This window comes from Streptomyces sp. 1-11 (assembly GCF_007176755.1).
Lineage (GTDB): Bacteria > Actinomycetota > Actinomycetes > Streptomycetales > Streptomycetaceae > Streptomyces.
Map to the genome: position 1 here is coordinate 1 of NZ_BJTV01000026.1, position 19,894 is coordinate 19,894.

Genomic DNA, 19,894 nt, shown 5'->3' on the forward strand with positions numbered 1-19,894 from the left:
AGGTGGCTTTCGCTGCGCTCCAGCCACCTGGTGGCGCTCTGCGCCACGGAGGCCGGCCCCGCTGCGCGGGTCGGCCAACGGGCCTTCGGCCCGAGCAGCTACAAGGGGAGGGTGGTGGGGGTGGTGACTCTGTATCAGGTGATGCAGTATGTAGGTTTGGAAGAATCCGGCTGTCCCTGCTGCTTCAATTTTTAGCTTGGATTAACTCTGGATCAAGGGTCCGCCCCCGGTTGCCGGGACCGTCTCACTTGCGCTCGATGTGGGCCACCCATGTGACGGCCTGAACTTTACTGGGTACCTCTCCGATTTTTTGGGCAGCGGCGCGGTAGCAATGGGCGAGTAGGTTGTATCGTCCGATCGCTCCTAGTCCTCGGTCTCGCTGGCCGTAGATTTTGCGTACCGCGATGTCGTGTGCGTGACGGTCAATCACTACGGCGTCGGGGTTCTCCGGGTCGGCGATGCACAGGTAGAAGCAGCCCGTTTTGATGTGCATGGGCAGGACTTCGCTCGGGTGGGTTCCCGCCATGATGCGGTTGGCCTTGGTGACAGCGTCGCGGACGTGTCCGCTTGCTGCTCCTTCGGCGAAGGCTTTGCGGGCGAGCCTGCAGTTTTCCGCCCACGACTTGTTGGCGGACAGTGCGGCGAGGACACCCGCGCCTTTGCTGGTGTCTCCTGCAGCGATTTCGGCGGCGAATTCATGCGCCGTGACGTACCACTCACGTCCGCGCCGCTTTTGGTCGAGAGTGGCGCTTTTCCACTTGTCCATGATGGCCTGGGTATAGGCGGCACGCTGCTCTTCGGTGCTCTTGACCGGAATCATGAGGGTTCCTTGAAAAGTGGGGGGGGGAGCGCGCGCAAAGGGGGCGGTGAGGAGCGGGCCCTACGGGGCGGCTCAACTCATGGCCGGGCGGCGCAGTGAAGGGGGGGGCCGGGCGAAGGCTGGGGCGTTGGCCGGGCGTGGCCGCTGGGGGGCGCTGTGCGCGGGTAGCGGCGTGATGGGAGGCCCGTGAGGGCTGGGCGGGGTGGGAGGCTCGTTACGGGGCCTCCCACCCCGGCTGGGGGGTCAGTTGGTGCGCGGGTGGGGGATCGTCGGCACGTCGATTCCGGCGAGTCCGAGGAGTGCGGCGCAGCGGTCGAGGGTGAGGCCGGTGGTGTCGCCTTGGGGGTCGGGGCCACCGGTGAACACGGCGGTGCCGTAGTAGTGCTGGTGGAGGGGGGCGGTGATGGCGTAGAGGATGGTGGCCCACCTGTTGACGGGGGCTCCGGTGTGCATTCCGTCGTCATCCAGCCACATCGAGACCTTGGAGGAGAGGTCGACGACGTCGACGCGGGTGCAGCCGATCGCGGTGTATAGGGTGCGGAGGTTGGCGCGGGAGTTGCCGGGCCACTCGGTGATCTCGAAGGAGGCGTCGGGGCGGAGGACGAGCGCGAAGCCTGCGGACATGGGTGTCCCCTCTCAGGGCGTGCGGGTCTTGGGTGCTGGCCGGCTGCCACTGCCGACCAACAAGAAAACTGTATCGAAACTTAGCTACTGCTGCTGTGGTTTTCGCCGTGTTTCCCCAGGTCAACTCATATGGAGCGGCGGGCCGGGGCCCGGCCGCCGCGCCGCCGATCCGCACCGCGCAGCGGTGAGGATCCCGCCCGTCCGGCCGCCGCAGGCGGCGGGGCAGCGCGCAGCGCCTGCCCCGGGACCGGCCGGGCCCGCCGCAGGACCGCGCAGCGGGCCCGGCGGAGGGTGAGGGGCAGGGGCGAGCGTGCGCAGCGCGCGTCCGGGGCGCGCAGCGACCCGGCGTACCGGCCCCCACCCGGGCGTGAGCGCGCGCAGCGCGCGGTCCGGGGAGCGCAGCGACCCGGACACGCCCCCGGCGGCGCGGCGGCCGGGCCCCGGCCCGCTGCGCCCAAGAGGCTTGGCTTTTTCCGACCCTTGGTGTGGGACAGCGCCCTGGCGCGCCCGCTACCGCCGCGTCCGTGTTGCGCTGCGCCACGGGGGCTGGGCCGCGCTCAGACACCCCTTTGGTGCGGGCGCACGGCGAGGCCCTCCAGGGGCGTTCTGAGGGCCTGGAGCGGTGTGTGCGGCGGGGATGGTCGGCCGGTGCTGCCGGGAGGGTCAGCCGGTGCCCTCGAGGGCATGGATGAGGTCGGCGAGGGTGGGGGTCGTGCCGGTGGTGAGGTGGCGCACGCCGGGGCCGGGCGGGGGCCAGGCCGCGCCCCGGCCGAGCGGGTGACGTCGGGAGGTTGCGGTGCGCCAGCCGTGCTGCTCGGACCACACCAGAGCGGGCGCCGGGGCTGAGGGGGCGTCCAGGACGAGCGCGGCGACGCAGGCGTCGTCCTCGGGGTGCTGGACGGCCGGCGGGGTGTCGGTGGTCATCCAGCCGCGTGCGTGCAGAGCCTGGGCGACGGTGGCGAGGTACGGGCGCGCCCGGCGGCCGCGCAGGACAGCGGCAGCGCGGACACTCGCGCGGCGGGTCAGACCGGCCGGATAGCCGAGCACGGCGGCGGCCTGGGCTGCCGTCACCTGGCGCTGCTCCATCACGTCGGCCATCCGCTCCGCACGGCACTGGGTCAGCGCATCCTGCGCCGTGTCACGGTGCACGCCCAGACGGTCGGTGACGCCGGCCGCGGTCAGGGCGGGATCGTCGTCCAGGAGCTGCGCGACGAGCGCCGGGAGCTGGTCACGGGGCACCTGATCCCCCACGCCGGTAGGCCGGCCACCGCCGCGGCCGCCAGCCTGACGGCGGGGAGTGGGAGTGTGATCGCGTACGACACGGCGAGGCCAGTGCTCGACCCCGCCCACGAGCACCAGATGCTCGCTCACAGCCGGATCCATCTTGCGGCGGTCCCACCGCTGCGGAGTCATCCCGCGCAGCGCGGCGGCCTCCTGACGATCCAGGAGGTCCTCGTCGTCGTCGGTCACCGGAAGCGGCGGAACGGGAAGGCCCGCGAGATACGCATCCACCTGCTCGCCGTCGTAAAGCCGAGTCCGGCCCGCGTTCAACGGCGCCGGAAAACCCTCCGCCAGATGCCGACCGGAGTTGAGAAGAGTCTGCACGGCAATGCCCTGCCGCGCCGCAATGTCAGCCAGGGTACGCACCAAGTGCCGGCGTCCGGCGCGGATCATCTGGGCCTCCTACGTCCGGCGAACCCCCGGACAGTCATCAAGAAAACAGTACGGAGTTTACTACCGCAGACGAAAGCAGGAGTAGGCTGCCACCCGAGCACACGCCCCCGGGCGGTGTCTTGGGACGGCCGGCACCCGTGCCACCCGCCCCCGGGCGGACTGAGGGCGCCGGCCACACCAGACCAGAAGCCGACACGTGCTGGGGCATCCCCGCGGGCGCGGGGAAGCACAGCAGCCGCGTGGCTAGACGCCCCTGCCCTGCCAGGCGTACGCCTATCGCCCGGAAGATGAACGCAATGCGTTCGTTCCGGGTACGGCAGCAGCGCCCGCTCGCCCCCAGGCCCCGACCTCTCCGCCTGGTGACCGGCGCCGCAGCCGGGCCCGAACCGCGGCGGCTTCCATCGCGGGGAGCACAACGAGGCCTCGCTGACCCAGTTCCGGGCGAAGGGACCCATCCCCCGCGGCCGCCGGGAGCGCAGGGTGCCGTCGGTGGTGAAGCCTGCGCCTGGGCCCGGGCACCATCCCCGCAGGGACGGGGAGCACCCGGTGTCCCGGACCAGGGCCAGCCGGTCGACGGGACCATACCCGCGGGCGCGGGGAGCACGTCCAGCTCGGCCTGCGACGACTCCGCGGTCTTAGGACCATCCCCGCGGGCGCGGGGAGCACTACTCGATGTCGTCGCCGTCGTCCGAGTTGTTGGGACCATCCCCGCGGACGCGGGGAGCACTTCATCGCCAGGTCACGCATACGCTGCAGCATCGGACCATCCCCGCAGGTCCGGGGAGCACTTGTGGCGCTTGCAACGGTAATTGAAGCGCACGGGCCCACCCCTGCGGGCGAGGGGCGCACTTACCGGCGCCCTGGCCGACCAGCCGGATCGAGGGACCATCCCCGCGGCCGCGGAGAGCACTCAGGTCACGCAGGTCACCGCCGATGACCAGGGGGGGCCATCCCCGGAGCATGGGGAGCACCGGTCCCGCGGGGCCGCGGGCTTGCCGTCCTTGGGACCATCCCCGCGGGCGCGGGGAGCACGGCGGGTCGGGCTCGTCGTCGTAGCAGTCCTTGGGACATCCCCACGAGCGCGGAGAGCACTGCCGGCGGTCGTCTGCTTTGCGCCGTACAGGGGACCAGCCCCGCATGCGCGGGAGCACTTGGTGGCGGCGCACCGCAGCTCTATCCTCGCGGGCGCGGGGAGCACGTCTCGAGCGTCCCGGTGATCTTCACCTGGTCGGGACCATCCCCGCGGGCGCGGGGAGCACCCGGTGATGTTGACGCCGTTGACGGTGGCCGCGGGACCATCCCCGCGGGCGCGGGGAGCACTCTTCGCCGCACCAGCCGCACTCGAACACGAAGTTCACCGCTGCCCTCCCCCGCACCCTGGTCTCACGACAGGATGCCCGCCACGGCACCCACCCCGCCAGGATGCGCTAGGCCGCGGTGCCTGGCCCGGCCTCCCGCGGATCCCCGAGCGGCCGGGTCAGCTCGTCATCCGCCACCAGTCGGCGCTCCGGTGCCGTCGCGTCCAGCTCCCAGTAGTACAAGCACTCCTCGCACCGAACCCCGTCCACCAACACCTCGTCCTCCCCGTTCGGACAGTCCGTACCATCCCCACGCCCCGGACACGGTTCCCTGGTATCCCCCATGCGCCCGACGGTGCGCCGTGGCCGGGCCGGCCGGGCAGAGGGCTTGCGGGGCGCACAGGCGTACACCAGCAGCATCACGCCCCAACACCTGCCAGACGCCCCATTAGCGCCCAAACGCCTGCCGGTCAAGGACGTTTGGCACGAACCGGGTTCAACGGCACACTGCCACCAAGACCGCCCGACAAGCCCACAACCCACGGAGAGCCGATGGCCCGCTCCAACGACACCACCCCCGTCCTCCCCAGCTTCCTCGAGCCCCACGCCCACGGGCACAGCCTCCGCGTCTGGTGCCGATGGTGCTGCGACTGGCACAGCCACGGCCATGACGACACCCCCGTCGGCGACACCACCCACCGCGGCGCCCACTGCTACGCCCCCGACAGCGAATATAACGAGACCGACTACTGGATCCGCGTCACCGGCATCCCGTTCTCCACCGCCCGGAAGACGATCCGCACGGCCACCGCCGCGCAGCAGCGGGCGATCCGAGACGGACGGATCAGCGAGGCCGTGCAGCAGCTCCGCGCGCAGGAGCCGGACGCCGGATAGTCGCCGGGGAGCGCCACGCGCCCGTCTCCAGACTCAGGGGGCGTCACTGCCAGACGACCCCCGTTGTCAGTGGCTGACAGCATGGCCACCGCACCCGCCCAGGAGGTTGCCATGCCTACCACCCACCGGCCCGTGCGGCCGCTCCCCGACCACCTCACCGCTGTCATCGACGCCCCCGTCCGCCGGCGAGCGGGCCTCCCGCCCTGCGCTCCTGACACCGTCCCCGGACGTGACGAGAGATACGCCAGGCGCCCGCTGGACGGCTCCGACGGCTATCACCTGTGGAGCCCCACCCGCGGCCTCAGCACCATCCACTGCGCTCACTGGAAAAGCCACCGCGCCGCAGGCTGGCCGGAGGAAGAACTCGGGCCCCCGGTGCCCGCGACGCAGGTCCCGCCCGACCAGCGGTGCGGCCACTGGGTTGCCCCCCGCTACATGCCACGCCCCTGGTCCGGCCCACTCCCCGAACAGTGGCCAGACACGAAGATCCCCCGCTGGTACGCGTGGTGGCGGCTCCACGACATCCAAGACGGCACCTGCGCCACCTGTGACGCTGCCGCCTACGCCATCGACCATGACCACGCCACCGGCCTCGTCCGAGGCCTGCTCTGCGTGTCCTGCAACAAGCTCGAAGGCCAGTGCCTGCGAAACACGCAGGCCGGTACGCACCGCGGCCGGCCGTGCTTCCAGTCCTACTGGGAGCAGCCGCCGGCCGGGCCGCTGCGCTGGCTGTACGGCAAGACGGCACTGACCCACGGCTGATGTACGGCCCCGAGGCTCGAGCCGGGGGAACAGACGCGCGGTTTGGGGTGATGCTGGGTGTGCCCCTCGGGGCATCTCCGATCAAGCGCCCCCACGACCCGCTCGCTCGCGGCGAGGGTTCTCCGCCACCTCTTGCTCGTAACGGTCCGAGTCGAAGTTCTCCCGCGAGGTGTGCTCGTCGATGTTCTCGGCAATGTCCTCAAACTGCTGGTGCGTTTTGTCCCAGGCCTTGAAGTAGTTGGCGAACGCTTCCTGTCGCTGGCCGCGGAGCCGCTGCCCATATTCGACTGCGGCTTGGTCGGTGGTCTGACGGCGGCCCACCAGGATGCTGGTCAAGGCGCCAGCGATCCCGAACACGCCAGCCGCTATCGCGGCGACGACTGCCCCCATGCTTCGTTCATGCCGGTCATCCTGCCGTGACGAAGGGGGCGTTGGGGGGTTTTGCACAGTCGCCCAACCCCCGCACGCATCGCATTGTCATGCCCTCCTCGGTGCGGTGGACCCGACACCAGCCCCCTCACGCACCCGAGGGAACACCCGCACCCCCAACAGCGGCACGCTGGACCACCAAGCCAATACCAGGAACCCGCCATGGCCGACCCCTACCTCGTCCTCGCCGCCGTACAGCAGCAGGTCGACCTTGAGAGGACTAGTGCATGATCACCCTGTACGCCGTCGAGATGCGCGGTTGATGCGGCCGCCCGTCGACATCCCCGCACCCAACAGCCGCAAGGAGCACCAGTGACCCGCCTGCGCCGCATAGCCCCCGCCCTCGCCCTCCTCGGCCTCCTCACCGCCTGCGCCGGCTCCCCCGACGACACCAGCAGCGACTCCGACACGGGCATCGAGCAGCCCGCCGACGACACCGACACCGGCTACACCGACGACGACGGAACCAGCCCCGACGCCCTCGACACCGCCACCGCCATCGAGAACACCTGGAATCAGAAAACCCCGGCCGAACGCGACACGATGTGCCAGAGCATCGACCAGTTCGGCACCGACTGGGCCGCCGTATCCATGAAGGCCGGCGCGGAGAAGTCCAACCCGGACACCGCAGACGACCTCGACTGGGACGAAGCCGCACTGATCATCAAGCAGAAGTGCGAGAACCGGTGACGGACCAGCAGCTTGAGGGGACGGGAGCGGGGTGACGTTCGGGCTCAGGGCCCTCAAGGCGATCCTCTCCCGCCCCGCACAGCCCCCACTGCCCGGACAGACCAGCATCAGCGTGGCCAGCATCTGGGACCACGAGTACGAAGGCCCTGGCACCTGCCGCACGGACACGTTCGGGCAGGCGTGCGGGGCGCACCGGGACGAGCACCAGCACGTCCCCGAGCAGGCCTAGGCCGCCGACTCCGGGCGGCCTCGCTGTCGTCTACGGTGCGGTCCGGGAACAACGCGTACTGGTAGATCAACTCGTTCAGCGTCCGCACCCCCCACAAGTCCTTCAGGGTGACAATCTCCGCCTCCAGGGTCCGCTTGGACACCCCGATCCGTTGGGCGGGCGACGGCTGCGACATCCCCGAGCAAAGCAGCCGCATCACCTCACGCTGCCGGCGGCTGGTGCGGACTCCGTCCCCGCTCGTGTTCTCCCGCTGGGCGCGGCCGCGGGCGGGACGCAGTTCCCCGGTCCAGGGCTGGGCGCGCTGCCAGGGACCATCCCTGCGGGCGCGGGGAGCAAATCGGGTCTAGCCAGTCCTTCGGATTGATCGCGGGACCATCCCCGCGGGCGCGGGGAGCACTGCAGCGCGTTCGGCGTCCGGTTCGAGGACGTGGGACCATCCCCGCGGGCGCGGGGAGCACACCCACGACGTCCACACGCTCTCCCCGCGCAGGGGGCCATCCCCGCGGGCGCGGGGAGCACCCGGCCGCCGCGTCCAGGACCCGGCCCGCCACGGGACCATCCCCGCGGGCGCGGGGAGCACATCAGGGCCTGCAGCAGCAGCCCCATACCCTTGGGACCATCCCCGCGGGCGCGGGGAGCACTCGTTCGAGACGATCTCCGGGCACCCGGCAGGGGGACCATCCCCGCGGGCGCGGGGAGCACATCTGCCGCAGGACGGAGCCCGACAGGTAGTCGGGACCATCCCCGCGGGCGCGGGGAGCACCCCCAGGGCTACAAGACCGGTGACCACGTGTCGGGACCATCCCCGCGGGCGCGGGGAGCACGTGCCGGCCGGGTTGAGGAACCAGCGGGACGGGGGACCATCCCCGCGGGCGCGGGGAGCACTTCGCGGCTTTCAGGCGGCCGGTGACGGTGAGGGGACCATCCCCGCGGGCGCGGGGAGCACGGCGTGGGGCTAATGCGGGGCGTGTGTGGGCTGGGACCATCCCCGCGGGCGCGGGGAGCACTCGCGAGGTGCGTGGATCTAGGGCCGGATCGTCGGGACCATCCCCGCGGGCGCGGGGAGCACTCGAGAACGTGTCCATCTCGACTCTGGGTGTCGGGACCATCCCCGCGGGCGCGGGGAGCACCTGTTCGACGGCGTCGACCCGGACAGCGACCTGGGACCATCCCCGCGGGCGCGGGGAGCACCTCTTGGCCGACGCCGCCGTCGACCGCGCGGAGGGACCATCCCCGCGGGCGCGGGGAGCACTCCAGAGCCCCCGCCGTGAACGCACCGGCGGGGGGGACCATCCCCGCGGGCGCGGGGAGCACGACACCGAGGGGCGCTCCATCCCCTCGAACGGGGGACCATCCCCGCGGGCGCGGGGAGCACACCGTGACGGACATCTTCGTCGTCACCTTGAAGGGACCATCCCCGCGGGCGCGGGGAGCACGTCGTGGACCCGGTGACCAGCTTGATCTGGCAGGGACCATCCCCGCGGGCGCGGGGAGCACAGCGTCAATCAACTCTGCAAGGATCGAGTGGAGGGACCATCCCCGCGGGCGCGGGGAGCACTTGGCGCCGAGAGCCTTTCCACTGGTCTTGTGGGGGCCATCCCCGCGGGCGCGGGGAGCACACGTTAGACGCGTTCGCGCCGACGTTCGCCCCGGGACCATCCCCGCGGGCGCGGGGAGCACCTGGACGACCTGCTCACACAGCTGGAGCCGTCGGGACCATCCCCGCGGGCGCGGGGAGCACGGGTACGTGCCGGCTTGCATCCACGGGAGCGGGGGACCATCCCCGCGGGCGCGGGGAGCACCTGGTGGACCTGCTCACACAGCTGGAGCCGTCGGGACCATCCCCGCGGGCGCGGGGAGCACCCTCTGCCGCTCTTCGCGCTCCGCCTTCTCCCGGGACCATCCCCGCGGGCGCGGGGAGCACGTCCGCCGCGTCCTGCGCGGCGTCCCGGCACGGGGACCATCCCCGCGGGCGCGGGGAGCACCAGCTCAACGGGTCCACGAAGGAGTCGCAGCAGGGACCATCCCCGCGGGCGCGGGGAGCACTGGCCGTAGTTCACCGTGACGCTCGTCGGCGTGGGACCATCCCCGCGGGCGCGGGGAGCACCGGTGGGTCTCTCGGCCGCCATGCCTACCCCCGGGACCATCCCCGCGGGCGCGGGGAGCACCGGTGGCCGGCTATCCCCCGGAGGGCTCGCACGGGACCATCCCCGCGGGCGCGGGGAGCACACATCCGAGCCTGACCTGACCCTCGCCGGCCTGGGACCATCCCCGCGGGCGCGGGGAGCACTTGACTTTCTCCGAGCCCTCGACCCCGGCTTGGGGACCATCCCCGCGGGCGCGGGGAGCACAGGCCACTTGACTCGCCGTGACCTACTTGCTAGGGACCATCCCCGCGGGCGCGGGGAGCACTTGCCCTCGGCCCACGTGATTCCGTCGATGACGGGACCATCCCCGCGGGCGCGGGGAGCACCCAACGTGCTGCGCCGCCTGGACTCCACCGAGGGGACCATCCCCGCGGGCGCGGGGAGCACTTCGACTTCGGCGGACTTCGTACCGGCGATCTTGGCGAAGGACTCGGGACCATCCCCGCGGGCGCGGGGAGCACACCCTGGCTGAGCTGCTTGCGGTGCAGGCCGAGGGACCATCCCCGCGGGCGCGGGGAGCACGCGAGGACCGAAGGCAGCGCGGGTGAGGTCTTGGGACCATCCCCGCGGGCGCGGGGAGCACCGCATCCAGGAAGCCGTCCGCCGCGCACAGGCGGGACCATCCCCGCGGGCGCGGGGAGCACGGCCGCACGATCGTCCACAACGACCGGGCGGAGGGACCATCCCCGCGGGCGCGGGGAGCACGCGCTCGGCGTGGGTCGTGCCGCCGAGGCACGGGGACCATCCCCGCGGGCGCGGGGAGCACCGCGTGGTCGTCGCCGCCTGGCCGGTGCTCGCGGGACCATCCCCGCGGGCGCGGGGAGCACTCTTCGTGACCTGGGGCTTTGTCACTAGGGCTGGCAGTTGCAAGACAGTTTCATCGATCCCGGCAAAACGTCACAAAAGCAGCTAAGCGCAGTCATCTGCCGTACCGCCGCCGCTTGGACGCGTTGCTCCAGCCTTTACGTGCGGCAGTGGTGGCTTTCGAGGGGCCTTGGGCGCTGGGGCGACGGATCAGGGTGAGTCCTTCTTGGTCGACCGGGTGCCAGGCATGGTCGTGGGTGCGGAAGGTGAAGCCCTGCTCGTTGTTCGTCGTGTGGGCGAGGAGGGCGCGGCCTTGGCCGGCGTATTGCTGGACCTCGGCCCAGAGCAGGTCACGGATTCGCGCCGAGGGGTTGCCGATGAAAACGCCGGCGGAGATTTCGAGGAGCCAGCGGGTGAGGAAGCCCCTCAGGCCGGGCGGGCAGTTGGTGAGGACGATGACGGTCACCAGCTGATGTCCGTGTCGCTGTAGGTGTCATTCTGGTCGGTTCCTTCGCCGTAGTTCCAGCCCCCGGGGACGGTGTGGCCGTCGCTGTGGAGGGTGACGACATCACGATCGTGGTTCATCGCCTCGGTCAAGGTGGCCTCTGGCAGCAGGAGGCGTTTGATGTCGTTGACGCAGCGGTCGAGCAGGGAGGTTTCGTTGATGCGGTCCCGTAGGGCACGGCGGGTGCGCGAGCCGAGGTCTTCTTCGGCTTCGGCGGCGACGTCGAAGGCGAGTGGGATGCCGATCTCGGTCTTGTACAGGTCGGCGATGTCGAGGACGAAGGAGAGTTCGTGTCCGGAGTGGACGAATCCCAGGGCGGTGCTGCAGCCGAGGGATGCGACGACTGCGTGGGCGATGCCGTACATGCACTGGGCGGCGGCGGTGATGGCCTGGTTGACCGGGTCACCGCTGGCGAAGTCGCCAGGGGTGTAGCGGCGGCCGCGCCAGGGGACGCCGGTCCGGGCGGACTGGGCCCGGTAGCAGTCCTTGACGCGGGTGCCTTCGTGGCCGAGGAGTTCCTTGCGGGTCAGGCCGGCGGGGTCCTCGTCGGGGAAGCGCAGCCGGTACATGGCGCGGGCGACGGTGAGGCGGCTACGGACGTTGGCCCACTGCACGGCTTGCGCTTCGGCGAGCGCCGAGGAACGGGTCAGTGCGCGGCCGCCGGCGTAGTAGCGCACTCCTTGCTCTCCCACCCAGCAGACGGCGGCGCCGGTTTCGCCGAGGACGCTCATCGCCTGGTGGGTGATCCGGGTGCCGGGGCCGAGGAGGAGGGTGCCGATGGTCGCCGACGGGATGTGGGTGGTGCCGTCGGCGTCCTCGGCGGTGATGGCGTTGGCGTCGCGGTGGACGGTGCAGCGCTCGAGGTAGACGAAGGAGAGCCGTTCGCCGGTGCGGGTGAGCTGGCGTGGGGTGAGCGCGGGGCGCCGGGAGACTGTGGTCACCGGTTCATCCGGTCGGGGTGAGCGGTGCCAGGGTGAGCAGGCCGCAGCCGTATGCCTTGGCCTTGCCGATCCCTTGGGTCAGGGCGCGGCGCAGCAGTTGCGGGTCGGTGACTTCCAGGCGGCCGTCGAAGGTGACGGTGACCAGGCTGACGGGTGCCCGGCGGCTGCCGTTGGGGCTGTGGTGCTTGTCGAAGGCGAGGGTGCGTTTGTCGCGGACGGTCAGTTCGTACCGGTCGCCGTGGTGGGGTTGCTTGTGGTGGGTGGTGCCGCCGGGGAGCAGCCTGGTGCCGTCTGCTTTTTCCAGGACGCGGAAGCCGCAGGCTTCCTGGCGTTTGAGGAGCCAGCCCATCTGGTGCGTCGGGGTGATGTGCGCGGTGCGTTTGGTGGGTTCGTCGTCTTTTCGGCGGGCGTGGTGGACGGGGTTGGCGGTGAGGCGGAAGGCCCATCGGTCTGCGGTGGTGAGCCGGTCGAGGAGCGGGCCGTAGGGGCGGCTTTGCCAGCCGGGTGCGGTGGGGTCGGCGGCTGCGGGCCAGCCGGCCTGTTCGACCAGGTGGGTGAGGTCGGGCCGGTCGGGGCTGACGATGTACAGCATGACTTCGGCGCGGGCGGTGTGGTCCAGTCGCCACAGCACGCGGGGCCCGTCCGTGGGGGGTGTGTCGGTGGGCAGCAGGGTCGGGAAGGACGACATGACGGCTGCGTGCATGGCCTGGGGTGAGGACAGCAGGCGGCGGGCGCCGGTGCGTGCGGTGTTCACGCGGAAGCGGGTGAGGTACATCAGGCGCTCTCTTCGTCCAGGGCGTCGAAGGGGTCGTGGCGGGGCAGGTGCCGGGCGGACGGGTTGGGGATGCGGACGCTGCAGGTGACGCGGGTGCGCAGCGCGTGGCGTCGGTGTTCGGCGGCGTAGCTGAGGGGCTGGTCGCGCAGGGTGTCCGCGCTGTGGTGCTCGTCGGGGTGCGCCTCGCGCAGCACGGTCAGTTCGACGTGGTCTTGGCTGCGGTGGTGTTTGCGGTACCAGGGTGAGGCCTGCCAGGGCTCCGTGCGCAGGGCGTCGAGCAGGTCGCCGTGGGGGTGGAGGCCGAGTTCGACGGGGAGGGCGGGCGGGCAGGAGCGGCGGCCGAGGAACGGCGGATAGACGGGGGCGCGCAGTGCTGCGTTCAGTTCGGTGAGCAGGGTGGGGTCGCCTTCGAGGGCGGCGACGAAGACGGCGTCGGCGAGGTAGAAGCGTTCGGAGAGCGGCATGGATTTGCCGGTGACGCCGTGGTGGGCGGTGTGGAAGTCGCGTACGCGGGTGCCGGGCTGGTCGATGCGGACGCCGAAGTGCAGGGCGGCCAGCGGTGCCAGTGCGGTGTCGTCGCCGCGTTGGATGCCGGCGGCGGCGGCGAGCATGCCGATGACGCCGCTCTTGGTGGGGGCGGACTCGGTGGTGCGGCGGGTGAAGCGGGCCGAGGCCCCCCAGGACTGCAGGGGGCCCGCGAGCCGGAGGGTCAGCACGCTCATGCGGGCTTCTCCAGGCGTTCGGCGACGGCCTGGCCGACGGCGGTGACGAGGTCGTTGATGGTGGGCGACTCGGTGCCGAGTCCGGCGAGCTTGTGGGTGTTGGGGCCGACGCGGAGCACCCAGGTGAGGGTGGAGGTCTCGTCGCCGTAGGCGCGCTCGATGTCGGGGATGTACTCGGCCAGGCGCTCGCACGCTTCGCGGACGTAGCCGCCCGTCTCGCCGCGCACCGGGTCCTCGAAGGCGGCGACGAAGCTGACGGGCCGGGTGGTGCGGAGCTTGACGATCACGGCGTCGGGCAGGGTGTGGTTGCCGAAGGTGTTGATCTTGCCGGTGGGCAGGGAGGCGATGAAGCCGTGGACGAAGGCTTCGACGGCCCGGCGGACCGGTTCGGTGCGCGGCTCGTCCTCGCGCAGGCCGTGTCCGAGGTTGGCGGCGAGCTGGTGCACGCCGAGCGCGGCGTAGCGGTAGAGGGTGGCCGAGTTGAAGTCGACGGTGCCGATCATGCCGGCTCCGGTCTCCTCGTCGGTGTTCTTGTCGTCGACGGCGGTGTAGTAGTCGGACTCGTTCTCCACGCGGTGGACGCTGAGGGCGTGGGCGACCTGGACGGCGGCGTCGACGTTGATGTCTGCGGCGTCGGCGACCATGCGGCCGAACAGGGCGATGTCGACGGAGTGGTGGGTGTCGGCGAGTTGCCTGGCCTTGTCCTTGTTCTTCTTGTCCTTCAGGAAGGCCGTGATGTCGGCGGCGCCGTCGACGGCGAGGCGGGCGAGGGCGTCGAGCTGGCGGCTGCTGAGGAACACCAGGTATTTGGCCTGGGGTGCCGGCTCGGGCTCACCGTCCTTGGCGGCGCTAGCCTTGCGCTTGGGCACCTCGGTCTTCAAGCCGGCTGCCTTCACCGTCTCGTCCGCGATAAGCAGGGCGTCCTCGCCCGTGAGCGCGGGGTCGAGGTCGGTGATCCGGGCGGCGACTGCCTCCACGATCTTCTTGGTCCGCACGCCGAGCTCGCTGGGCTCGAGCAGGTGCTCGTCCTTGAAGTAGGTGCGGGTGGCCCGTTTCCACGCCTGGCTGGAGACGCGGGCGCGCGGCACTCCCCCGTACACCGCGGTCTTCGGGGCGCCGGTGTCGTCGCGGTTGAGGTTGCTGGGCGGGACGGTCTGCAGGGCGTGCACGTCGAGGAAGATGCGGTTCACGAGGCGTCCTTGTCGGTGTCCGAGGTGTCGGCGGTGTGAGTGGTGTCCGCGGTGTCGCGGTCGGCGGCCGGGTGAGGGGGGCCGGCGGGCTTGTCGTGCCAGGCGTGGAAGGAGCGGCCCCATTCCCTGCGGACGGTGTCCGCGCCGCCGGGCCGCTGCCAGGTGTAGAGCTGTCCGGCGAGCAGCGCGTGGTCGAGTTCGATGTCTTCGCGGCGCAGCAGCACGACGATGTCGCGCAGCCGCTGGGCGCAGGTCGCCAGGTCGGCGGCGGTGCCGGCGCGGACCAGGCGTTTGTGCACGGGGGTGTCGATCTCGCCGGGTTTCATCATCCGGCGCACCGCAGCGCCCAGGCCGCGGCGGCGGTCCGGCCGGTCGGCCTGGTACATGCCGGTGCGGCGGGACTGCTGGTGCAGTGCGTAGAGGGTGAGGGCGACGTGCAGGGCGTCCTCGGCTCTTGCCAGCTCCTGCTCGGTCAGGGGCCGGGCGCCGTCGGGGGTTCGGTGCAGGGGGCCGGTGTCGATCAGTGCCCACAGGTCGGGGAGTTGTCCGGCCGGCCGGCCGGCGCCGCGCCGGAGCCTGGCGAGGGAGGCGACCGCGTAGGACTGGTCGGCGAGATAGCCCCGCTGCAGGGCTGTGAGGTGGTCGGCGGCGAGCCGGGTCACCCGTTCGCGGGCGGAGACGGTGACGGTGACGGGTGCGGAAGAGATGGTCATGCGGGTGCCTTCGCAGTGGTGGGTGCCGGGCTTGCGTCCGTCGCCGGCCGCCTGTCGTCAGGGTCGGGGTGCCCCAGGCCTTTGTGGAGAGCGGCGCGGAACCACTTGCCGGCGAGGGAGGAGTTGAGCCACTCGGTGCCGTGCTTGAGCTGGACGGTCCGGCCCTGCCAGGCCGCGTTCCCGGCCGCGGCCATCAACTGGTCGCCGATGCGGCCGGCGATGGCATGTACCTGCTGCTGCCAGGCGGTGCGCTGCGCGTAGGGGTCGTCGGTGTCGGCGAGACGGGCCAGCCAGGTGCGGTAGGGGGCCTCGAGGAGACCGTAGGCGAGATCGCGCGCGGTGGAGCGGGGCCCGTCCGTCTCCGTGCCGGCCGCGCGGGCCAGGTTCGTGGCGAGGTCGCCGAGCGCGTTGACCGCCAGGTCGGCGTCGGCGACGGCAGCGACGGCCTGCTCGGCGTAGCACCGGTCCCGCTGGTGCAGCAGGACGACGGCCATGGCCACGTCGTCGTCGACGATCTCGTCGATGACGGACTGCTGCGTGCCGTAACTCGCGCCGATGATCCGCGCCCGGATCAGGAAACCAGGCTCGAGTTCGCCTTCCGTCACCAGGCGGGCCACCCACTCCAGGATTCCCGGCCGCAGGTAGTCGGCGGGCTCCGGCCCCTGACTGCTGCCGGCCTCGTTCGCGACCAGCGCGCCGATCCCGCGCCAGGCGGACCGCTCGGGCGCATGCTCGCGCGGCAGATAGACCGGGAGCGTTTTCAGCTTCTTCTCCTGGGCCCGGCTGCGACGCCAGGCGGTCATCGGCTCCCGATGCTGACGATCCCGGGGGGCCAGCGGGTCGCCGTAGCCGAGGACGACGCCATACACGCCGCAGGCGTCGAAATGCAGGCGCAGGCGCCGCGTCTGCCACGTGTACAGATCGCGCACCCCCGTGGGGGCGCGTTCCGTGCCGCCCGGGCCGCAGGGCGGCCTGCGCCACGCCGGGGCGTCGGTGTCGTCGATCTGCAGGTTGGCGGTGTCGGCGGCCACCAGGTTCAGCAGCAGCGTCTCGCGCAGGGTGCGGCCCTCGACGAAGACGCCTCCGAGGTTGCCGGCCCAGCCGACCCCGAGCGGGTAGACCTTGCCTCCCTTGGCCCGCGGGTCGCCCTCCACGCCGGTCTTGATGCCGGAGGTGTCGTAGGCGTGCGCGTGCACGACCCACCGGGCCGCCTCGGCGAAGGTGAGCCGCCCGACGGTCGGCATCCGGGCGGTGAAGAACGGCTCACCGTTGGGGACATCGGCCACGATCCGGTTGAGGGAGAACACCTCCCCCTGCCCGGTACGCAGGCCGGCGGTCTGGAAGAACGGCGCCCGGGGGTGCAGCAGGTCGAACCGGTCCCGCTGCCCTTCCAGGTACGCCCCGACCGGCGCGAAGCAGTCGTCCTGCGTCCACAACTGCGCCCAGTCGTCGATGTCCTGCGGACCGTCCAGCGCGTCGTGCGCGACGGCAAGCAGCAGCCGCACCAGGGCGAACTCCTGGGTGGGCAGGTCACCGATCACACGCCGCAGGCCGTCAGCCTGCTCGAACACCTCGCGCAGCGACAACTCCCCCTGACTGCCGTCCAGTCGCAGGACGGGAATCCACGGCTGGGCGGTGAGGTCGAACGACAGCACACCACCGCTGCTGCTCTGCTCGGAATCAGGCACGGGTCACCTCAAGACCGTCACTCGGGCTGTACCGGAGGGCGAAGCCTGCCAGGTGGGTCTGACAGTCCTCGTCGAGCGGCAGGATCAGCTGGCCGGCAAGCCAGTGACTGTCCTTCGTCTGCCAGGCCTCGACATACAGTTCCTCGAGCTCCTCGAGGGCCCGGTCCATCACGTCGGGGAAGCTGAACTGGATCGGCAGCCGCAGCCCGCAGCTCGCCGCCGTGCGGGCCGCGAGCGCGGTCGGAACCTGGTCCGTGGGCAGGGGCAGCCCTGCCAGCACGCGGCCCTTGCGGTCCGGCTGGAGCCACGGCAGCGTTGCCAGGCTGCCGTCGGCGCGCCGCTGGACGACCACCACCTCCAGGCTCTCGCGGCTGTCGCGTACCTGGGCCCGTCCCTGGCGGGTGTCGTCCGCGTCCCCGACGCCCGCGGCGACCCAGCCGAACAGCGGCCGGCCGGGCCGGGCCGCGGCATCCAGCCGGAACGTCGCCGCCCGCTCGGCCTGGTCCGCGCGATGCTTCTCATGACGCGTCCGGGCGTCCTCGAGTGCCTGCGTCCAGCCGGCCGGGCCGTCCAACGTGTCGGTGTAGGCGCGCTGGACCAGGGGGCTGATGTCGTCCGGCAGCCCCACCGGCCGCTCCGGGCCGCCGTCGAGGTGGTCCAGCAGCGCGGCAGCCGAACGCAGCAGCGCATACGCCCCGTACACGGCGACCGAGCCGGCAACCGGCCGCGGTACGGAGGCGTTCCAGTCGACGCCGGTGATCAGGCAGCGTGCCTGGCGCAGCCGCTCGGGGCGGTCGGTCTGCTCCGGGCCGCCGCGCAGGTGGCGGTGCAGGCGTCCCATGCGCTGCAGCAGGAGATCGACGGGGGCGAGGTCGGTGACGAGCAGGTCGAAGTCGACGTCCAGGGACTGCTCGGCGACCTGGCTGGCGACGACGATGTGCGCCCCTGCCGGCCGGTCGGCCTTGCCCGATGGCCCGAAGCGGTTCAGCAGGGAGGCGTCCTTCGCGGCACGGTCGACGTCGACGAAGCACGAGTGGGCGACGGTGACGTTCGCTTCCCCGAACCTCTGGCGCAGCACCGCCGCCGCCTCAAGGACACGGCGCACAGTGTTGCGCACGACCAGGACGCAGCCGCCCTGGGCGAGTTCCCTTTCGAGCCGGTCGGCCAGGACGTCCACGTCGTCATCGAGGCGCTCCACTGCGACCTGCGTGCCGCGGGCCGAAGCCGCAGGGCGCCGCATGAGCGGCGCGCCGCCGGGCGTGACCGCCGTCAGCAGCGGATAGTCACCGGCCCGGCCGACAGCCTCGAAGGCGCCCGCGGCCGCACGCGTGGCGTCCTTGCCCGCGTACGCCTCGGCGAGTTCCCTGCGCCGGCCGGCGGGCAGCGTCGCGGACAGCACCACCACCGGCACCCGGTAGGCGCCCAGCCAGGACAGCACCCGATCGAGGTAGACGCTCATGTAGGTGTCGTAGGCGTGGGCCTCGTCGATGACGACGACCTTCCCAGCGATCGCCAGATGGCGCAGCGCCAGGTGCCGGCTCTTGAGCCCGGCGAACAGCAGCTGATCGACCGTGCCCGCGACGAACGACGACAGCATGGCCTTCTTCCGCCCCCGCAGCCAGGCGTGAGCGACGAGTTCGGCCCCGGCGACACGGCTCTGGCTCGACGGCCGCCACTGCTCACTGCCGTGGCCGTCCACGTCGACCGCGGCGATCCTCTGACCCCCGTTGCCCAGGAGACCGACGAAGTCGTCGTTGAGAGCAGCCTTGGAATGGGCGAGCAGTACCGAGTAGCGCGTCCCCGGCGGGGCCGGCAGACGGTCCAGCCAGTGCAGCAGGCGGGGGAACATCGCGTTGCCGGTGGCCATCGTCGGCAGGGCGAAGAACACGCCGCCCGCCCCTGAGCACGCGGCGAGGATCTCCGCTGCGGCGAGCGCGGCCTCCGTCTTCCCCTCCCCCATCGGCGCTTCGATCACCATCAGCCCCGGCTGGTCCATCTCCCGCGCCAGTTCGACAGTCGCTTCCTGCACCGGGCGGGCCTTCGATCCCGGCGGGAGGTCGAAGCGGGACGCGAACAACTCGTGCACGTCCGCTGCCGGTTCCTCGGCCCGCCAGGGACCCGGCAGGTCCAGACCCGCCCAGGCCGCCGCGATACGCTCCGACCCCGTTCGGGGCACGTCCTCGGGGAAGTAGGGGAAGAGGTCGCGATTGCTGGCGATCCAGTCGCAGACAATGACCAGCGCGGACAGCAGCACCTGCACCGGCTGCGGCAGCTTCACCGTCTTCCAGTCCGCCAGATCCTCACCGACGCCGAACTCCGCCGCGCAGGCATCAAGCAACTCGCCCTGCACCCGCTTCCACACCGCACGGGCCGGCCCGTGCGCGCCCAGCAGGTCGGGGTGACGGTCAAGTGCCTGGATCTGGCCGTGCTCAGGCGGCACCCCGTGATGCCCGCCCACCGCGACGGTGAACTGCCCGGTCTGCTTCACCGTCCACCCATGGCGCTCCTGAAGCCACTCGCCCAGCAGCACCTGACCGGCCAGCCCGTGCGGCGCGAGCCTGCGGTCCGCGCCCATCGCCTCCCGCGAGCGCATCTCCAACCCGTGCCCGCGCATGACCTGCGCCAACTGCTCCACCTGACAGGCGAACGCGGGCGTCGCCTTCCCGATGTCGTGCACACCCGCCAGCCACACCACCAACCGGCGAGCAGCCACCAGCCCGCCCGGCAGCGGATCAGCGATCAGCCTCCGCACCGACACGGGCAGCCACTCGTCCCACAACCGCCCCGCCACGGCCGCGCTGTCTTCCATGTGCCGCCACAACGGCAGCCACCGCTCCCCCTCACGGTCGTGCTTGGCCCATACACTCGACGCCGGCCCGCCCAACCAGGCACGCAAGTCCGAACCGGCCGCCCTCTCCCCAGTCATGTCAGATGCATACAGGATGTAGATGACACGTGAAGTAGGTATGAAGAAAGTGAGAAGAATTAG

At 71.6% G+C, this 19,894-nt stretch carries 17 protein-coding genes and 1 CRISPR repeat array; of the genes, 5 read left to right on the forward strand and 12 right to left on the reverse strand.

What is annotated here, in order from left to right; genetic code table 11:
- Nucleotides 1-195: hypothetical protein (locus TNCT1_RS36055; RefSeq protein ID WP_216856696.1), on the forward strand; the 195-nt coding region annotated here is incomplete at its 5' end.
- Between the two features lie 49 nt (nt 196-244).
- Here the strand turns inward: TNCT1_RS36055 and TNCT1_RS36525 are convergent.
- The 3 genes from TNCT1_RS36525 to TNCT1_RS33760 all read right to left on the reverse strand — a co-directional run bounded on the left by TNCT1_RS36525 (nt 245) and on the right by TNCT1_RS33760 (nt 3,118).
- On the reverse strand, nt 245-820 hold the full coding sequence (locus tag TNCT1_RS36525) for a hypothetical protein (RefSeq protein WP_235903030.1): 576 nt from the start codon (nt 818-820) through the stop codon (nt 245-247).
- A 243-nt stretch (nt 821-1,063) separates the two neighbouring features.
- Nucleotides 1,064-1,444 carry a DUF3846 domain-containing protein gene (locus tag TNCT1_RS33755; RefSeq protein ID WP_143639843.1) on the reverse strand — a complete coding sequence of 127 codons (381 nt, stop codon included), beginning with the start codon at nt 1,442-1,444 and terminating at the stop codon, nt 1,064-1,066.
- A gap of 663 nt (nt 1,445-2,107) precedes the next feature.
- The gene (locus tag TNCT1_RS33760; protein WP_143639845.1) at nt 2,108-3,118 is read right to left on the reverse strand and encodes a hypothetical protein; all 1,011 of its coding nucleotides are present in this window, start codon (nt 3,116-3,118) and stop codon (nt 2,108-2,110) included.
- A gap of 1,850 nt (nt 3,119-4,968) precedes the next feature.
- Here TNCT1_RS33760 and TNCT1_RS33775 point away from each other — a divergent pair.
- Both TNCT1_RS33775 and TNCT1_RS33780 read left to right on the forward strand, forming a co-directional pair.
- A complete protein-coding gene (locus tag TNCT1_RS33775) occupies nt 4,969-5,310 on the forward strand; it encodes a hypothetical protein (RefSeq protein WP_143639851.1) in 342 nt (113 codons plus the stop codon).
- A 111-nt stretch (nt 5,311-5,421) separates the two neighbouring features.
- Entirely contained in the window at nt 5,422-6,072 is a 651-nt protein-coding gene (locus tag TNCT1_RS33780; protein WP_235903031.1) for an endonuclease VII domain-containing protein, read from the forward strand.
- Nucleotides 6,073-6,153: 81 nt separating this feature from the next.
- Here TNCT1_RS33780 and TNCT1_RS33785 read toward each other — a convergent pair whose 3' ends face one another.
- Nucleotides 6,154-6,462, reverse strand: coding sequence for a hypothetical protein (locus TNCT1_RS33785; RefSeq protein ID WP_143639855.1), 309 nt, complete (start codon nt 6,460-6,462; stop codon nt 6,154-6,156).
- A 351-nt stretch (nt 6,463-6,813) separates the two neighbouring features.
- Between TNCT1_RS33785 and TNCT1_RS33790 the strand changes: the two genes are divergently transcribed.
- Both TNCT1_RS33790 and TNCT1_RS33795 read left to right on the forward strand, forming a co-directional pair.
- Entirely contained in the window at nt 6,814-7,191 is a 378-nt protein-coding gene (locus TNCT1_RS33790) for a hypothetical protein (protein WP_143639857.1), read from the forward strand.
- Nucleotides 7,192-7,222: 31 nt separating this feature from the next.
- Nucleotides 7,223-7,420, forward strand: coding sequence for a hypothetical protein (locus TNCT1_RS33795; RefSeq protein WP_143639859.1), 198 nt, complete (start codon nt 7,223-7,225; stop codon nt 7,418-7,420).
- A gap of 238 nt (nt 7,421-7,658) precedes the next feature.
- A CRISPR array of direct repeats spans nt 7,659-10,394; the repeat unit is 29 nt; unit sequence GGGACCATCCCCGCGGGCGCGGGGAGCAC.
- Between the two features lie 92 nt (nt 10,395-10,486).
- On the opposite strand, the gene cas2e is transcribed toward TNCT1_RS33795, so the two are convergent.
- Genes cas2e through cas3 form a run of 8 tightly spaced genes read right to left on the reverse strand, consistent with a single transcriptional unit; the run spans nt 10,487 to nt 19,714 of the window.
- Nucleotides 10,487-10,837 (reverse strand): type I-E CRISPR-associated endoribonuclease Cas2e, encoded by a 351-nt coding sequence (gene cas2e, locus TNCT1_RS33800; RefSeq protein WP_143639862.1) that lies wholly within the window; start codon nt 10,835-10,837, stop codon nt 10,487-10,489.
- The gene (cas1e, locus tag TNCT1_RS33805) at nt 10,834-11,817 is read right to left on the reverse strand and encodes a type I-E CRISPR-associated endonuclease Cas1e (protein ID WP_143639864.1); all 984 of its coding nucleotides are present in this window, start codon (nt 11,815-11,817) and stop codon (nt 10,834-10,836) included. Before cas1e ends, cas2e begins: the two co-directional genes overlap by 4 nt.
- 4 nt (nt 11,818-11,821) lie before the next feature.
- On the reverse strand, nt 11,822-12,592 hold the full coding sequence (gene cas6e / locus TNCT1_RS33810; protein WP_143639866.1) for a type I-E CRISPR-associated protein Cas6/Cse3/CasE: 771 nt from the start codon (nt 12,590-12,592) through the stop codon (nt 11,822-11,824).
- On the reverse strand, nt 12,592-13,314 hold the full coding sequence (gene cas5e / locus TNCT1_RS33815) for a type I-E CRISPR-associated protein Cas5/CasD (RefSeq protein ID WP_143639868.1): 723 nt from the start codon (nt 13,312-13,314) through the stop codon (nt 12,592-12,594). Before cas5e ends, cas6e begins: the two co-directional genes overlap by 1 nt.
- Nucleotides 13,311-14,504 carry a type I-E CRISPR-associated protein Cas7/Cse4/CasC gene (cas7e, locus tag TNCT1_RS33820; protein ID WP_143639870.1) on the reverse strand — a complete coding sequence of 398 codons (1,194 nt, stop codon included), beginning with the start codon at nt 14,502-14,504 and terminating at the stop codon, nt 13,311-13,313. The genes cas5e and cas7e overlap by 4 nt, the downstream gene beginning before the upstream one ends.
- Nucleotides 14,501-15,217, reverse strand: coding sequence for a type I-E CRISPR-associated protein Cse2/CasB (gene casB, locus TNCT1_RS33825; protein ID WP_143639872.1), 717 nt, complete (start codon nt 15,215-15,217; stop codon nt 14,501-14,503). The genes cas7e and casB overlap by 4 nt, the downstream gene beginning before the upstream one ends.
- The gene (gene casA / locus TNCT1_RS33830; protein WP_235903032.1) at nt 15,214-16,905 is read right to left on the reverse strand and encodes a type I-E CRISPR-associated protein Cse1/CasA; all 1,692 of its coding nucleotides are present in this window, start codon (nt 16,903-16,905) and stop codon (nt 15,214-15,216) included. The genes casB and casA overlap by 4 nt, the downstream gene beginning before the upstream one ends.
- Nucleotides 16,898-19,714, reverse strand: a complete 2,817-nt coding sequence (gene cas3 / locus TNCT1_RS33835) for a CRISPR-associated helicase Cas3' (RefSeq protein ID WP_235903033.1) — start codon at nt 19,712-19,714, stop codon at nt 16,898-16,900. Before cas3 ends, casA begins: the two co-directional genes overlap by 8 nt.
- Nucleotides 19,715-19,894 lie beyond the last annotated feature (180 nt).

What these genes read in the sequence shown, in the direction of transcription:
- TNCT1_RS36525 (WP_235903030.1), bottom strand. Translation starts at nt 820, where the DNA reads ATGATTCCGGTCAAGAGCACCGAAGAGCAGCGTGCCGCCTATACCCAG.
- TNCT1_RS33755 (WP_143639843.1), bottom strand. Translation starts at nt 1,444, where the DNA reads ATGTCCGCAGGCTTCGCGCTCGTCCTCCGCCCCGACGCCTCCTTCGAG.
- TNCT1_RS33760 (WP_143639845.1), bottom strand. Translation starts at nt 3,118, where the DNA reads ATGATCCGCGCCGGACGCCGGCACTTGGTGCGTACCCTGGCTGACATT.
- TNCT1_RS33775 (WP_143639851.1), top strand. Translation starts at nt 4,969, where the DNA reads ATGGCCCGCTCCAACGACACCACCCCCGTCCTCCCCAGCTTCCTCGAG.
- TNCT1_RS33780 (WP_235903031.1), top strand. Translation starts at nt 5,422, where the DNA reads ATGCCTACCACCCACCGGCCCGTGCGGCCGCTCCCCGACCACCTCACC.
- TNCT1_RS33785 (WP_143639855.1), bottom strand. Translation starts at nt 6,462, where the DNA reads ATGGGGGCAGTCGTCGCCGCGATAGCGGCTGGCGTGTTCGGGATCGCT.
- cas6e (WP_143639866.1), bottom strand. Translation starts at nt 12,592, where the DNA reads ATGTACCTCACCCGCTTCCGCGTGAACACCGCACGCACCGGCGCCCGC.
- cas5e (WP_143639868.1), bottom strand. Translation starts at nt 13,314, where the DNA reads ATGAGCGTGCTGACCCTCCGGCTCGCGGGCCCCCTGCAGTCCTGGGGG.
- casB (WP_143639872.1), bottom strand. Translation starts at nt 15,217, where the DNA reads ATGACCATCTCTTCCGCACCCGTCACCGTCACCGTCTCCGCCCGCGAA.
- cas3 (WP_235903033.1), bottom strand. Translation starts at nt 19,714, where the DNA reads ATGGAAGACAGCGCGGCCGTGGCGGGGCGGTTGTGGGACGAGTGGCTG.